This is a genomic window from Streptomyces sp. CA-179760 (genome assembly GCF_050937045.1).
Lineage (GTDB): Bacteria > Actinomycetota > Actinomycetes > Streptomycetales > Streptomycetaceae > Streptomyces.
Map to the genome: position 1 here is coordinate 8,416,961 of NZ_JBNJLZ010000001.1, position 14,410 is coordinate 8,431,370.

Below are 14,410 nucleotides of genomic sequence, written 5' to 3' on the forward strand. Positions count from 1 at the left end.
CCACAGGTCCGGCGCTGTATCAAATGACCGCCCGGCGGCTCATGTCGAGGAGGATCGGCGCGTACCGACGACCGCTCCGCCGCACCGATCGACGCCGTCGCCCAGTGGGAGGACCCGCCATGGCACCTCAGCGATTCCACGAGCAGTTCGAACAGATCCAGCGCTCGATGCCGGACGTCCCCCTCGCGATGGGCCCGGACGACTCGGCCGAGTTCATGTACGAGAAGGGCGTCGTCCTCGTCCGCGACGGCGAGGAGGCCGGCATCGTCGAGGACACCGTACGGGCGCACTTCACGGCGGCACCCGACCTCGACCAGGACGAGGTCCGCCGGGCCGGCCCGCGGACCAACCGCAGTGGCATCACCCGCATCCGGGTCGGCGACCCCGGTGCAGGCGGCCGGGAAGCCGACCGCGCCGTCGCACAGGCACTGCGGTCCGTGCGCGAACGGGAGGACCGGGCCGGGCACCGGATGGCCGCCCGCAACCATGTCGTCCACATCGCGGTCAACGCCTGCCCCGGCGACGAACCGGTCCCCGTCCCGCTCAGCGAGCCGCTCAACCCGGCGGCCGCCGACACGGCCCACGACCCGGAGACCGCCGTCGGTGTCCTCGTCGTCGACACGGGGCTGATGAAGGACTACCGCTCCTGCGGCCTGCTCTCCCACACCGGCGGCGACGCCCAGGTCCAGGAGTGCGACGAGCAGGGCATCCTCCAGCAGTACGTCGGCCACGGCACGTTCATCGCCGGGCTCGTCGCCGCCGTCGCGCCCAACACCGACATCACCGTGCGCGGCAGCCTCAACGACGCGGGCGCCATCCTGGAGTCGGAGTTCGGCGAGAAGCTCTTCGAGGCCGTCGACGCCGGCGGCTGGCCCGACGTCCTCAGCCTCTCCGCCGGCACCTCCAACGGCCGCACCGACGGCCTGCTCGGCGTGGAGAACTTCATGCGGGAACTGCGCGAGCAGCGCACCCTGCTGGTCGCCGCCGCGGGCAACAACGGCAGCGCCACGCCGTTCTGGCCCGCCGCCTACGCCGACCTCCCCGGCTGGGAGGACTCCGTGCTGTCGGTCGGTGCCCTGCGCAGCGACGGCGAGTTCGGCGCCTGCTTCACCAACCACGGCCCCTGGGTGCGGGTCTACGCCCCCGGCGAGCGCCTCACCAGCGCCCTCACCGGCTTCGAGACACCCGTCCCGTACGTGTACCAGCACTCCACGTACGACGCCTGCCGCTACGGCTTCCGCTACGGCTGCACCTGCCGGCACCCCCGCCACACCGGAGTGCTGAGCGACGAGAACGCCGTCGCGAAGCCGGACCAGGTGATGTTCGAGGGGTACGCGCAGTGGAGCGGCACCTCCTTCGCCACCCCCGTGACCGCGGGCATGGTCGCCGCCCATATGACGGCGCACAAGGAGACCGACCCGCGCGCGGCCCGGCGGCAACTGCTCGCCGCCCACACCGGGCTCGCCGAAGTGCGCGGGGCGCACGTTCCCGCGCTGCGTCCGCCCACCTGGCGCCCGGTCCCGGTCGTGCGCCTGGTCCCCGGCTCGTGAGGGCCGAAGCCGCCCCCTCCACGGCGTACCATGACCTGCCGTACTCGAGGGGTGGGGCTGCCGTGGACCGAACTGATGCCGGCGCGCTCGTCCAGGCAGCCGCCGACGGCGACGCGGCGGCCTGGAAGGCGCTAGTGGAGGGGCTGAGCCCTCTGGTGTGGTCCGTGGTGCGGGCCCACCGGCTCTCCGACGCGGATGCCCATGAGGTGTACCAGACCGCGTGGTTCCGCTTCGCCCAGCACCTCGGGCGGATCCGCGAACCCGGCAAGGCGGGCGCGTGGCTGGCGAGCACGGCGCGCAACGAGTGCCTGAAGGTCATCCGCAGCTCGCAACGGCTGACCCTGACGGACGATCCACGGATCCTGGACCGGGTCAGCGAGGAGGGCACGCCCGAACAGTCGCTGCTCGACTCCGAGGAGGCCGCCGCCCAGAGCGAACGCGTACGGCGGCTGTGGCAGGAGTTCGAGGAACTGGGCGAGCGGTGCAGGCAGTTGCTGCGCGTGCTGATGGCCACACCGCCGCCCAGCTATCAGGACGTGTCCGCCGCGCTCGGCATCGCGGTGGGCAGCATCGGGCCGCTGCGTCAGCGCTGTCTGCGGCGTCTGCGGGCCCGGCTCGAGGCACGGGGGGCGATATGAGCGACTTGAACGACGACGACCTGATCGGCGAAGAGGAGTGGACGGGCGAGGAGTTCGACGCGGCGCTGCTGGAGGAGGAGCTGCGGCAGGCCGCGGCCGTCCTGGACCCGGTGCCCGCGGAGCTCCAGCAGATCGCCGTCGACGCGTACGCGCTGCACGACCTCGACGCCCGGGTCGCCGAGCTGACCTTCGACTCGCTGGTCGACGCCCTTCCGGTCCGGGGCGTCACCGACGCGCCCCGGATGCTGACCTTCCGGGCGGGCGAGGTGACCGTCGACGTCGAGGTGACCACGCACGGACTGCTCGGACAGGTGCTGCCGCCGCAGCCGGCCCGGATCGAGGTCCTGGGCGGCCCGCGGCCCGGCTCCCCGCTCACAGCCGACGACCTGGGCCGCTTCACCGGCGACGTACCGCTCTCGGGCCCGTTCGCGCTGCGGTTGCGGACCGGCGGGGACGTGGTGGTGACGGAGTGGCTGCGGGCCTAGCCACTCCCTTGCGGACGCGCCCGGGGGACTGATCGCCGGGCGTGCTCGAGGAACGGGGCGCCGGGGGTCTTCTCGGCTGCGTGGGATCCGCCCGACGTCGCCGAGCCGCGAGCTGTGGCCGCGGCGGCGGGCCGACCGGAGCGCGATGGTGACGGAGCGGCTGATCTCCTCAGGTACCGGACCGGGAGCGGCGGCTCAGGTCACCGGCCGCCGGGCGTGCCCCACCCGGTGAGGGTGTCGGCCGGCGCGCCCGGGTCACCAGGTGCACGGCAGGGTCCGTGGTCCCCTGATCATCGTCCTGCGCCGCCACTCGACCTGGTCGGCGGGGACCGCGAGCCGCAGGTCCGGCAGCCGGTCCAGCAGGGTGCCGAGCAGCAGTTCGGTCTGGAGGCGGGCCAGGACGGCGCCGGTGCAGTAGTGAGGTCCGTTGCCGAGGGCCAGGTGCGGGTTGGTGGCGCGGCCGGGGTCGATCCGGTCCGGATCGGGGAAGACGTCCGGGTCGCGATTGGCGGCGAGGTAGGAGACGTACACCGCCTCGCCCGCGCGGATGCGGTGTCCGTGCAGGTCGATGTCCTCCAGGGCGATCCGCGCCAGGCCCACGGAGCTGCGGTGGGGGATGTAGCGCAGCAACTCGTCCAGCAGCGCGTCGCGGCCCTCGGGCCGCTCGTGCCACCACTGCCGCAACTCGGACCGGGTCAGCAGCAGACAGAGCATCTGCCCGCAGTTGTGGGTGACGGCCTCGCCGCCGATCTGGAGCGGACCGGCGAGGCCGACGGCCTCCGGCTCGCTGAGGTCGCCGGCGGCCACGGCGGCGCCCAGCAGGGAGTACACGTCCTCGCCGGTGCCGTCCGCGCGGGAGCGGATCGTCTCCGTGATCCATCCGTACAGGCTGTTCTTGGCCCGGTCGGCGGCCTCGGCCCCGCCCGAGGTGGAGATGATCTGCCGGGTCCAGGCGTGCACCTGTTCCCGGTCGGCGGCGGGCACCCCCATCACCTCGCTGACCAGGGCGATCGGGAACGGTTCGAGCACGCGCTCGATGAGCTCGGCCGGCGGCCCGTCCCGTACGACCCCGTCCACCAGCTCGTCGAGCATGTCCTGCGCGCGGGGCCGCAGCCGCTTCATGGCGCTGACGGTGAAGGCCCCGGCGACGGCCTTGCGCAGCCGGTTGTGGTCGGGCTGGTCGGCGAAGGCCAGCGAACCGGGACGCGGCTTGAAGTGCGGTGCCATCCGGGTCACTTGACGCCTTGTCACCTCCGCCCGGCTGAACCGCGGATCGTTGGTGATCAGCTTCACGTCGTCGTGGCGGGTGGCCAGCCATGCCCATCCCTCGCCGAACGGCAGCCGGATCCGGGTCAGCGGCCCCTCGCGCATCAGCTCCGCGAGGACCGGGTCGAAGTCCGTCCCGTCCAGGTCGAGGGCGGGCCAGTCCCGTACCGGGGGCGGTGCCTGGCGGCCGGTCAGCGTGGTGGTCTCCTCCGTCATGCACCCACCCTCGCCGGGCCCCGGACGCTTGTCGCGCGGGAGTGCTCCAGCCGGTGACGTCCGGCGTTCAGCGGGACACGGCGTCGACGAGCCGGGCCAGCGCGCCGGCCGGCCGCTCCAGTCCGGCCCCGGCGGGACCGCCCGGCTCGGTCATGTAGGTGTCGCGGCGGATCTCCACCATGAGTGCGCCGACCTCGGGCCGTTTCCCGTAGAACGCCAGGGGGACGTAGGTCCCGCTGAACGGGCTGTCGAGCCCCGTCTCCCCGAACGCCTCCCGGGCGGCGTCCAGCAGGCCGGGCGATGTGTGGAACGGGTCGGTGCCGAGGCAGACCGCCGGCCGGGGACCGTCCCCGTGCAGTTCGTACGGCAGCCTCCGGCTCGGGTAGGAGTGCACGTCGATGATCACGGCCCGCCCGGTGGCCGCCAGCCGGTCCGCCACGGCCTGTGTCATCGCCCGCGCGTACGGCCGGAAGTACCGCTTGAGAAGCGGCTCGGGGTCGAGGCCCTCGGGCCGCAGCACACCGCCGTGCGTGGTCCGCGTGTACACCGCGCCCATACCGACGGCCCGCATCTCCTCGCGCTCGTCCGGAAACCGCTCGGGGTCGACGACCAGCCGCGACAGCCGATTGACGAACCGCCAGGGCGTCACCCCGGCAAGCCCGGCCGCCGCCTCCGCGATCTCCGCCGTGTGCGCGTCGGTGATGTGATCGAGCTCCCGCTCCAGCTCCTCGTCACCGAGCACGATCCCCGCGCGTACGTCATCGGGTATCTCCCGCGCGGAGTGCGGGACATGCAGGATCACGGGGGAGCGGCCGTCCCCGGCCGGCAGCTCGAAGGAAGGCGGGGCGTCGGTCATGGGGCGGCTCCGGGGGCGTCGTCAGTGGCGTGCGGCAAGTTCACCCATGCACGACTCCGCCCCGGCCGGTCGGTGTGCCGGTCGGGGCGGAGTCAGTGGATCCCTGCGGGCCCGGGCGTCAGGCCAGGGACGCCAGGGTCTCGTTCCACGTGGTGGACGGGCGCATGGCCTGCGCGGCCTTCGCCGGGTCGGGCTGGTAGTAGCCGCCGATCTCGACCGGCTTGCCCTGGGCGGCGATCAGCTCGTCGACGATCTTCTGCTCGTTGGCCGTGAGCGTCTCGGCGAGCGGGGCGAAGGCCTTCGCCAGGTCCGCGTCGTCGGTCTGCTCGGCCAGCTCCTGCGCCCAGTACAGGGACAGGAAGAAGTGGCTGCCGCGGTTGTCGATGCCGCCGACGCGCCGGGTCGGGGACTTGTCCTCGTTGAGGAAGGTCGCCGTGGCGCGGTCGAGGGTGTCGGCCAGGACCTGGGCGCGGGCGTTGCCCGTGACCTTCGCCAGCTGCTCGAAGGACGGCACCAGGGCGAAGAACTCACCCAGGCTGTCCCAGCGCAGGTAGTTCTCCCTGACCAGCTGCTGGACGTGCTTCGGGGCGGAGCCGCCGGCGCCCGTCTCGAAGAGGCCGCCGCCCGCCATCAGCGGGACGACCGACAGCATCTTGGCGCTGGTGCCCAGCTCCAGGATCGGGAACAGGTCGGTCAGGTAGTCACGCAGGACGTTGCCCGTCACCGAGATGGTGTTCTCGCCGCGGCGGATGCGCTCCACCGACAGCTTGGTCGCCTCGACGGGGTTGAGGATCCGGATGTCCAGGCCCTCGGTGTCGTGCTCCGTGAGGTACGCGTTGACCTTGGCGATCAGGTTGGCGTCGTGCGCACGGGTCTCGTCCAGCCAGAACACCGCCGGGTCGCCGGTGGCGCGGGCACGGGTGACGGCCAGCTTCACCCAGTCCCTGATCGGCGCGTCCTTGGTCTGGCAGGCGCGGAAGATGTCACCGGCCGAGACGGTCTGCTCGATCAGCGCGGTGCCGCTCTGGTCGACCAGCCGGACCGTGCCCGTGACCGGGACCTCGAAGGTCTTGTCGTGGCTGCCGTACTCCTCGGCCTTCTGCGCCATGAGGCCGACGTTCGGCACCGTGCCCATGGTCGACGGGTCGAAGGCGCCGTTGGCGCGGCAGTCCTCGATCACGGCCTGGTAGACGCCCGCGTAGGAGGAGTCCGGCAGGACGGCGAGGGTGTCGTGCTCCTGGCCGTCCGGGCCCCACATGTGGCCGGAGGTGCGGATCATGGCCGGCATGGAGGCGTCGACGATGACGTCCGACGGGACGTGCAGGTTCGAGATGCCCTTGTCGGAGTCGACCATCGCCAGGTCCGGGCCCTCGGCGAGCTCGGCGTCGAAGGAGGCCTTGATCTCGGCGCCCTCGGGCAGGCCCTCCAGGCCCTTGTAGATGCCGCCCAGACCGTCGTTCGGGGTCAGACCGGCCGCGGCGAGCTTGTCGCCGTACTGCGCGAAGGTCTTCGGGAAGAAGGCACGCACCACGTGGCCGAAGACGATCGGGTCGGAGACCTTCATCATCGTCGCCTTGAGGTGCACCGAGAACAGCACGCCCTGGGCCTTGGCCTCGGCGACCTGCGCGGTCAGGAACTCGCGCAGCGCGGCGACCCGCATCACGGAGGCGTCGACGACCTCACCGGCGAGGACCGGTACGGACTCGCGCAGCACGGTGGTGGAGCCGTCGTCGCCGACGAGCTCGATGCGCAGCGCGCCGTCCTCGGCGATCACCACGGACTTCTCGGTGGAGCGGAAGTCGTTCTGGCCCATGGTCGCCACGTTGGTCTTGGACTCGGAGGTCCAGGCGCCCATGCGGTGCGGGTGCGACTTCGCGTAGTTCTTCACCGAGGCGGGGGCGCGCCGGTCGGAGTTGCCCTCACGCAGGACCGGGTTCACGGCGGAGCCCTTGATCTTGTCGTAGCGGGCGCCGATCTCGCGCTCCTCGTCGGTCTTCGGGTCGTCCGGGTAGTCCGGCAGCGCGTAGCCCTGGCCCTGCAGCTCGGCGATCGCCGCCTTGAGCTGCGGGATGGACGCCGAGATGTTCGGGAGCTTGATGATGTTGGCGGCGGGCGTCTTGGCCAGCTCGCCGAGCTCCGCGAGGGCGTCCGGGATGCGCTGGTCCTCGGTGAGGTACTCCGGGAACACGGCGATGATGCGCCCGGCCAGCGAGATGTCGCGGGTCTCCACAGCGACACCCGCCTGCGAGGCATACGCGCGCACCACCGGCAGGAAGGAATACGTCGCCAGTGCGGGGGCCTCGTCAGTGTGCGTATAGATGATGGTCGAGTCAGTCACCGGGTGCTCCGCTCCACGTCTGCAACATTGCTCGACATCAAGATATCTCGTGAGCAGCCTCGTCTCGACAGGGGTCCGCCGCCAGTTTCGGGCAACTGATCGACCCGCTCCTTTGTCATGGACATAGATCACTCACTCCATGACACGGCCGGACCTGACCACCCGGCCGTCCGAGCGAAAGCGGACCATGAGATATCGCACCAGAGTGACGGCCCCGGCGGCCGCCCTGATCGGCACGGCGGCGGCTCTGACCACGGGGGCCCCGGCCCGGGCGGCCGCCTCGGAGGAGTCCGCGCGCACGGACGCCTCCCCGGGCCCGGAGACCCTCGGTGACCCCGTCTACCCCGACCTCGGGAACGACGGCTACCGCGTCTCCGCCTACCACCTGGACTTCGCGTACGACGCCACGACCCGGCTCGTCGAGGCCACCGCGACCCTGAAGATCCGCACCACCCGGCCCCTGAGCCGCCTCTCCCTCGACGCACTCGGCCTGGACATACGCTCCGTCCGCGTCGGCGGCCGCACGGCCGCCTTCGAGCAGGTGGCCGAGAAGCTGCGGATCACCCCCGCGCGTACGCTCCCGACGAAAGCCCGGGTCACCCTGTGCGTGGACTACACCGCCGACCCGCGCCGCGCCCTGCCGCACACCGGCTGGGTCGCCACCCCGGACGGTTTCGCGGTGTGCTGCCAGCCGGACTCCGCGCACACCGTCTTCCCCTGCAACGACCACCCCTCCGACAAGGCCGGCTTCACCTTCCGCCTCACCGTGCCCGGGGGACTGCGGGGCGTCGCGAGCGGCCGGCTCGTGCGCACCGAGCAGCTCGACGGCGACCGGACGGCGTACACGTACCGCTCCCGCTCGCCCATCGCCACCGAGGTGGTGCAGATCACCGTCGGCGATTACGCGATCAAGGACCGGCAGGGCCCGCACGGCCTGCCGCTTCGGGACGTCGTCCCCACCGCCCGCGCCGCCGCCCTGGAACCCGCCCTGTCGCTCACCCCGGCCCTGGTGGAATGGGTCGAGCGGCGGCTCGGGGCGTACCCCTTCGAGACGTACGGCCTGCTCCCGTGCAATTCGGACGACCCGAACGCCTTCGACTTCACCGGCCTGGAGACTCAGACGCTCACGCTCTACAAGCCGAACTACCTCCTCCAGGAGGAGAGCAAGATCGGCTCGCACATGATGCACGAGCTGGTCCACTCCTACTTCGGCAACAGCGTCAGCCCCGCCACCTGGGCCGACCTGTGGCTGAACGAGGGCCACGCCGACTTCTACGGCCTGCTGTACCGCTACGAGCGCGGCTGGCCCGACTCCAAGGGCCTGACCACCATGGAAGCCCGGATGAAGGACACCTACGCCCTCGGCGACCAGTGGCGCCACACCTCCGGGCCGGTCGCCGCGCCCAACGCGGCCAACCTCTTCGACAGCCAGCGCTACCTCGGCGGCGTGCTCGTCCTGTACGCGCTGCGGCAGCAGATCGGCGAGGCGGCCTTCAGCGCCGTCGAGTGCGCGTTCCTGGAGCGGTTCCGCGACGCCACGGCATCCACGGAGGACTACATCGCGGTCGCCTCGGAGGTCTCCGGACAGGACCTCACCAGCTTCCTGCGGGACTGGCTGTACGGGACGAAGACGCCCAGGATGCCGGGCCACCCGGACTGGACCGTGACGCCGGTGAAGCCGTCCCTCACGGCTCCGCGCAGCCGGAGGGACAGCGGGCACCACGACAACTCCGCGACGCTGTAACGCCCCAGAGGAGAAGTCGGCCGAGGTGTCTCAGTCGAGCCGGGCGGCCGTCATGTCGCCCGGCTCGAACTCGCCGGTCCGCTGCTGCGGGATGACGGCCGCGCCCTGCTGGAGCGCCACCGTGCGGGCCGGGGCGGGGATGCGGATGCCTTCCCCGCGGTAGCGCTTGTGCAGGCGCTTGATGAACTCGTGCTTGATCCGGTACTGGTCGCTGAACTCGCCGACGCCCAGGATGACGGTGAAACCGATGCGGGAGTCGCCGAAGGTGTGGAACCGGATGATGGGCTCGTGGTCCGGCACGGCGCCGTCGACCTCGGTCATCGTCTCGGCGATGACCTCGTTGGTCACGCGCTCCACATGGTCCAGGTCGCTGTCGTAGGCCACCCCGACCTGCACCAGGATGGTCAGCTGTTCCTCGGGGCGCATGAAGTTGGTCATGTTCGCCTGCGCGAGCTGACCGTTGGGGAGCACGATGAGGTTGTTGGACAGGTTGCGGATCGTCGTCTGCCGCCAGTTGATGTCCTCGACGTAGCCTTCCTCGCCGCTGCTGAGCTTGATGTAGTCACCGGGCTGGACGGTCTTGGAGGCGAGGATGTGGATGCCCGCGAAGAGGTTGGCGAGCGTGTCCTGAAGTGCCAGCGCGACCGCCAGACCGCCGACGCCCAGGGCCGTGAGCATCGGGGCTATGGAGATGCCCAGGGTCTGGAGCACCACCAGGAAGCCGATCGCGAGGACCAGGATCCGGGTGATGTTGACGAAGATCGTGGCCGATCCGGCGACACCGGAACGGGACTGGGTGACCGTGCGTACCAGGCCGGCCACCACCCGGGCCGCCGACACGGTCGCGACGAAGATGAGCAGCACGGTCAGCACCTGGTTGGTGTGGTGCTGCACCGTCCGAGTGAGCGGCAGCACCGCCGCCGCGCCCGCCGCGCCGCCCACGACCGCGGCCCACGGCACCACGGCCCGCAGCGCGTGCACGATGACGTCGTCCCCGCTCCAGCGGGTGCGGTCCGCGTGCCCGCCCAGCCAGCGCAGCAGGATGCGCAGCGCGAAGGCCGCCAGCAGGCCCGAGGCCAGGGCGATGCCGGCGAAGACCAGGTCGTCCACCGTGAGCGCCCGGTTCACCGGTCACCTCCGGGGGCGAGAACCGCGGCGAACGCCGTCGTCGACGGCCGGATGTGAAGTCTCGTCACGTAGTCACCTGCTCGATTTCGGGGAAGTCGAATCGCGCCCGACCACCCTGACCCGGGGTCGGCACAATCGTTCATCCTGCCGCATTCCGTAAGGGGTTTCGTACCGGAGACGGGGGTGAGCGGGGGGTGAGTTACTGCACATGACGCGCCGTCGCGCGCGCCGGATCCGCCTGGCTCGCATCCGCCTCGTTCACAGGTCCGTGAACGACCCGTGCCGGCCCGCGCCGGAGGCGAAGCGGGCGGCGCCCTCGACACTCTCGGCGAGCACGCCCGTGCCGTGCCGGAACTCGGCGCGCAGCGCGGCCGGCTCGTCCAGGCCCTCCTGGTCGAGGACGGAGGCACGGTCGGCGCGCAGGCACGCCTGCGGGAACCCGGCGATCGCGGCGGCCAGTTCCTCGGCCTCGGCGCGGGCGCGGCCCACCGGGACGACACGGTTGACGAGTCCGATGTCGTGGGCCTCGGCGGCCTGCACGGGCCGTCCGGTGAGGATCAGGTCCAGGGCGCGGCCGGTGCCGATCAGCCGGGGGAGCCGTACGGTGCCGCCGTCGATCAGCGGCACGCCCCAGCGGCGGCAGAACACGCCGAACACCGCGTCCTCCTCGGCGACCCGCAGGTCGCACCAGAGGGCCAGTTCCAGACCACCGGCCACGGCGTGCCCGGCGACCGCGGCGATCACCGGCTTGGACAGCCGCATCCGGGTCGGTCCCATCGGACCGTCGCCGTCCGGCTCGGCCCGGTTGCCTCGGTCGGTGCCCAGCGCCTTGAGGTCGGCGCCCGCGCAGAAGGTGCCCCCCTCGCCCCACAGCACCGCCACCCTGGCCTCCTCGTCCGCCTCGAACTCCCGGAAGGCGGCGGCGAGGTCGGCGGCGGTCGGGCCGTCCACGGCGTTGCGCGCCTCCGGGCGGGAGAGGACGACCGTGGTCACGTGTTCCTGACGCTCGATCCGCACCGGCATGGTGAAGTCCCTTCTGCGTGACGGAGTCGGCACGCTACCCGGGTCAGATCACCTTCAGCCGCACCAGGGCCCCCAGCGTCACCGCGCCCGGCAGCAGCGGCAGCCAGACGGTGATGACCCGGAAGGCCAGAACCACGGCCGTGGCCACCGCGGCCGGGCCGCCCGCCGCCACCAGCGCCACGACCAGCGCCGCCTCCACGGAGCCGATCCCGCCCGGGGTCGGCACCAGCGCGACGGCGACCGTGGCCGCCAGGTAGGCCACCGCCATGTGCGCGGGCGGCACATCCAGCCCGAGCGACTGCCCCACCAGCACCAGCACGGAGGCCTGCAGCGCCGGGAAGGCGAAGGACCCGCCCCACAGGGCCAGGACCCGGGCCGGGCGGGTGTGCACCGAGCGTGCCTCGCCGAGTGCCGTGCGCAGGAAGGAGACCAGCGCCGAGCGCACCCGCCCGACGAGGGCGACCACGGCCGCCGCGACCACGAGCACCACACCGGCGCCCGCCAGCAGCGGACCGAACGCCGTCTCCGGGACCAGGGCGCTCAGCCGCAGCGCGTCGGGGAACGCGAGGAACAGGGCGCCCAGCAGGGCCACCCGCCCGATGCTCTCCGCCAGCAGATACAGCGCGAGTGCGGCCGAGGAGCGGGCGAGCGGCAGCCCGCACACCGTCATGAACCGCAGATTGACCGCGCTCGCGCCGAGCCCGGTCGGCAGCAGGTGGTTGGCCGCGCCCGCGGCGAACTGGGTCGCGAGGAGCCGCCGTTTGGGCAGCGGTTCGACGACCGCGCCCTGCCGGGTGCAGGAGGCGGCGACCCAGGTCAGACAGGTCGCGCCGACCGCGGCCAGCAGCCATGGCCACTCGGCGGTGCCCAGGTGTGCGAAGCCCTCGGCCAGCACCGACCGGTGCCGCACCGCGACCACGGTGACGAGCAGGAGCGGCAGCAGACACAGGATCTGACGCAGGCGGCGGACCGGGACGCGACGGGGGAGTCGTCCCGGGCGGATTTCGGGGAGTTGTACCGCTGTCACATCCGCAGAGGCTTCCCACGCCGCGCCAACGGCGGGTTGCGGAAACGGGGACTGCGGATTGCGGACAGGGAGCGGCTGGGAGGAGATCGTCATAGGGGCCTTCGCGCGGGGAGCGGACGGGGGACGGGAAGAGGGGGATCGGGCTGATTGTGCGGGATGTCGGGGGCGATGTGCGAGCGCCTTGACCTCAAGGATGCTTAAGGTTCTAGGTTTCGTGCCATGAGCATGGAGACCACAGCGTGGACACAACTGCACAGCGTCATGACCGCCCAGGAGGAACGCCGCCCCTTCGCCCTCTCGACCCTGCGCCGCATCGGCGGGTTCGCCCGCCCGCACCGGCGCCGCATCGCCCTCTTCGTCCTGCTCGGCGTCGGGACCGCCCTGCTGGCCGTGGCGACCCCCGTCCTGGCCGGGGACGTCGTGGACGTGATCGTCTCGGCCGGTGACGAGGGCACCGTCGTACGCCTGGCGCTGCTCATCGCGCTGATCGCGGTGGCGGAGGCGGCGCTCGGCATCATCGGCAGGAGGCTGTCGGCGAGGCTCGGCGAGCACCTCATCCTCGATCTGCGGACCGCCGTCTTCGACCATGTGCAGCGGATGCCGGTGGCGTTCTTCACACGCACTCGTACGGGCGCCCTCGTCTCCCGGCTCAACAACGACGTCATCGGAGCCCAGCGCGCCTTCAGCAACACCCTGTCGGGCGTGGTCAGCAACCTCGTCACGCTCCTGCTCACCCTCGCCGTGATGCTGACCCTGTCCTGGCAGATCACCCTGCTGGCGCTGGTGCTGCTGCCGGTGTTCGTGATCCCGGCCCGGCGTATGGGCAGCCGCATGGCCCGGATGCAGCGGGAGGCGGCGACGCTGAACGCGGCGATGGGCACCCGCATGACCGAGCGCTTCTCCGCACCCGGCGCCACCCTGGTCAAGCTCTTCGGACGGCCCGAGGAGGAATCGGAGGAGTTCGCCGAACGCGCCCGCCGCGTCGCGGACATCGGCATCCGGACGGCCACGGCCCAGGCCGCCTTCATCACCGCCCTCACCCTGGTCTCCGCCCTCGCCCTGGCCCTGGTCTACGGCCTCGGCGGCTGGTTCGCCCTGCGCGGCACCCTGGAACCGGGCGCGATCGTCTCGCTGGCGCTGCTCCTGACCCGGCTGTACGCGCCGCTGACCGCGCTGGCCGGGGCCCGGGTCGAGGTGATGAGCGCACTGGTCAGCTTCGAGCGGGTCTTCGAAGTGCTCGACCTCACGCCGCTCATCGAGGAGAAGCCGGACGCGCGCGGGGTGCCCGAGGGGCCCGTGGCGGTCGAGTTCGAGAAGGTCCGCTTCGGCTACCCCGCCGCCGACAAGGTCTCCCTGGCCTCCCTGGAGGAGGTCGCGACCCTGGACCGACGAGGCGGCGACGAGGTCCTGCACGGCATCTCCTTCCGCGCCGAACCGGGGCAGACCGTGGCGCTCGTCGGCTCCTCCGGCGCCGGCAAGTCGACCGTCGCGCAACTGCTGCCCCGCCTGTACGACGCCGACGAGGGCGCCGTACGCGTCGGCGGCGTCGACGTCCGCGACCTGAGCGCCCGGGCCCTGCGGGAGACCCTCGGCATGGTCACCCAGGACGGGCACCTCTTCCACGACACCGTCCGCGCCAACCTCCTGCTGGCACGCCCCGCGGCGACGGAGGAGGAGGTGTGGGACGCCCTGCGCCGGGCCCGCCTCGACGACCTCGTACGGTCCCTGCCCGACGGCCTCGACACCGTGGTCGGCGAACGCGGCTACCGGCTCTCCGGCGGCGAACGCCAGCGCATGACCATCGCCCGGCTGCTGCTGGCCCGGCAGCGCGTCGTCATCCTCGACGAGGCCACCGCCCACCTCGACAACACCTCCGAGGCCGCCGTGCAGGAGGCACTCACCGAAGCGCTCGAAGGCCGGACGGCGGTCGTGATCGCCCACCGGCTGTCCACGGTCCGCTCGGCGGACCAGATCCTCGTCGTCGAGGCCGGCCGGATCGTGGAACGGGGCACGCACGAGGAACTGCTGGCGGCGGGCGAACGGTACGCGGAGCTGTACCGCACCCAGTTCAGCGAGACGGAGCGCACGGTCATCGAAAGCGCGTGAACGGCTCCGGGCGCGTATCCGTACCTCCTGCGA

11 protein-coding genes are annotated in these 14,410 nt (G+C 72.0%); 5 read left to right on the forward strand and 6 right to left on the reverse strand.

The genetic code is table 11. The features are described 5' to 3' along the window. The first annotated feature begins 119 nt into the window (after positions 1 to 119). From ACQEV8_RS38040 to ACQEV8_RS38050, 3 genes are all read left to right on the forward strand, one after another. Complete coding sequence (locus ACQEV8_RS38040) at positions 120 to 1,550, forward strand: S8/S53 family peptidase (RefSeq protein WP_432970067.1); 1,431 nt, start codon at positions 120 to 122, stop codon at positions 1,548 to 1,550. A 62-nt stretch (positions 1,551 to 1,612) separates the two neighbouring features. Beyond that, positions 1,613 to 2,188: an RNA polymerase sigma factor gene (locus tag ACQEV8_RS38045; protein ID WP_432970070.1), complete on the forward strand. Its 576-nt coding sequence runs from the start codon at positions 1,613 to 1,615 to the stop codon at positions 2,186 to 2,188. Next, a complete protein-coding gene (locus tag ACQEV8_RS38050; protein ID WP_432970073.1) occupies positions 2,185 to 2,673 on the forward strand; it encodes a hypothetical protein in 489 nt (162 codons plus the stop codon). Before ACQEV8_RS38045 ends, ACQEV8_RS38050 begins: the two co-directional genes overlap by 4 nt. A gap of 255 nt (positions 2,674 to 2,928) precedes the next feature. Here ACQEV8_RS38050 and ACQEV8_RS38055 read toward each other — a convergent pair whose 3' ends face one another. From ACQEV8_RS38055 to ACQEV8_RS38065, 3 genes are all read right to left on the reverse strand, one after another. Next, complete coding sequence (locus ACQEV8_RS38055; RefSeq protein ID WP_432970076.1) at positions 2,929 to 4,155, reverse strand: cytochrome P450; 1,227 nt, start codon at positions 4,153 to 4,155, stop codon at positions 2,929 to 2,931. A gap of 67 nt (positions 4,156 to 4,222) precedes the next feature. After that, a complete protein-coding gene (locus tag ACQEV8_RS38060; protein WP_432970079.1) occupies positions 4,223 to 5,011 on the reverse strand; it encodes an N-formylglutamate amidohydrolase in 789 nt (262 codons plus the stop codon). 118 nt (positions 5,012 to 5,129) lie between these two features. Further along, a complete protein-coding gene (locus ACQEV8_RS38065; RefSeq protein ID WP_432970082.1) occupies positions 5,130 to 7,349 on the reverse strand; it encodes an NADP-dependent isocitrate dehydrogenase in 2,220 nt (739 codons plus the stop codon). Between the two features lie 187 nt (positions 7,350 to 7,536). On the opposite strand from ACQEV8_RS38065, the gene ACQEV8_RS38070 reads away from it, so the two are divergent. Further along, entirely contained in the window at positions 7,537 to 9,093 is a 1,557-nt protein-coding gene (locus ACQEV8_RS38070) for a M1 family metallopeptidase (protein ID WP_432970085.1), read from the forward strand. Between the two features lie 30 nt (positions 9,094 to 9,123). On the opposite strand, the gene ACQEV8_RS38075 is transcribed toward ACQEV8_RS38070, so the two are convergent. The 3 genes from ACQEV8_RS38075 to ACQEV8_RS38085 form a co-directional block, all read right to left on the reverse strand. Continuing rightward, a complete protein-coding gene (locus ACQEV8_RS38075) occupies positions 9,124 to 10,221 on the reverse strand; it encodes a mechanosensitive ion channel family protein (protein ID WP_432970088.1) in 1,098 nt (365 codons plus the stop codon). 258 nt (positions 10,222 to 10,479) lie between these two features. Next, positions 10,480 to 11,244 (reverse strand): crotonase/enoyl-CoA hydratase family protein, encoded by a 765-nt coding sequence (locus ACQEV8_RS38080; protein ID WP_432970091.1) that lies wholly within the window; start codon positions 11,242 to 11,244, stop codon positions 10,480 to 10,482. A 43-nt stretch (positions 11,245 to 11,287) separates the two neighbouring features. Beyond that, entirely contained in the window at positions 11,288 to 12,271 is a 984-nt protein-coding gene (locus ACQEV8_RS38085; protein WP_432970094.1) for a lysylphosphatidylglycerol synthase transmembrane domain-containing protein, read from the reverse strand. A gap of 225 nt (positions 12,272 to 12,496) precedes the next feature. On the opposite strand from ACQEV8_RS38085, the gene ACQEV8_RS38090 reads away from it, so the two are divergent. After that, positions 12,497 to 14,377 carry an ABC transporter ATP-binding protein gene (locus tag ACQEV8_RS38090; protein ID WP_432973294.1) on the forward strand — a complete coding sequence of 627 codons (1,881 nt, stop codon included), beginning with the start codon at positions 12,497 to 12,499 and terminating at the stop codon, positions 14,375 to 14,377. The last annotated feature ends 33 nt before the right edge of the window (positions 14,378 to 14,410 follow it).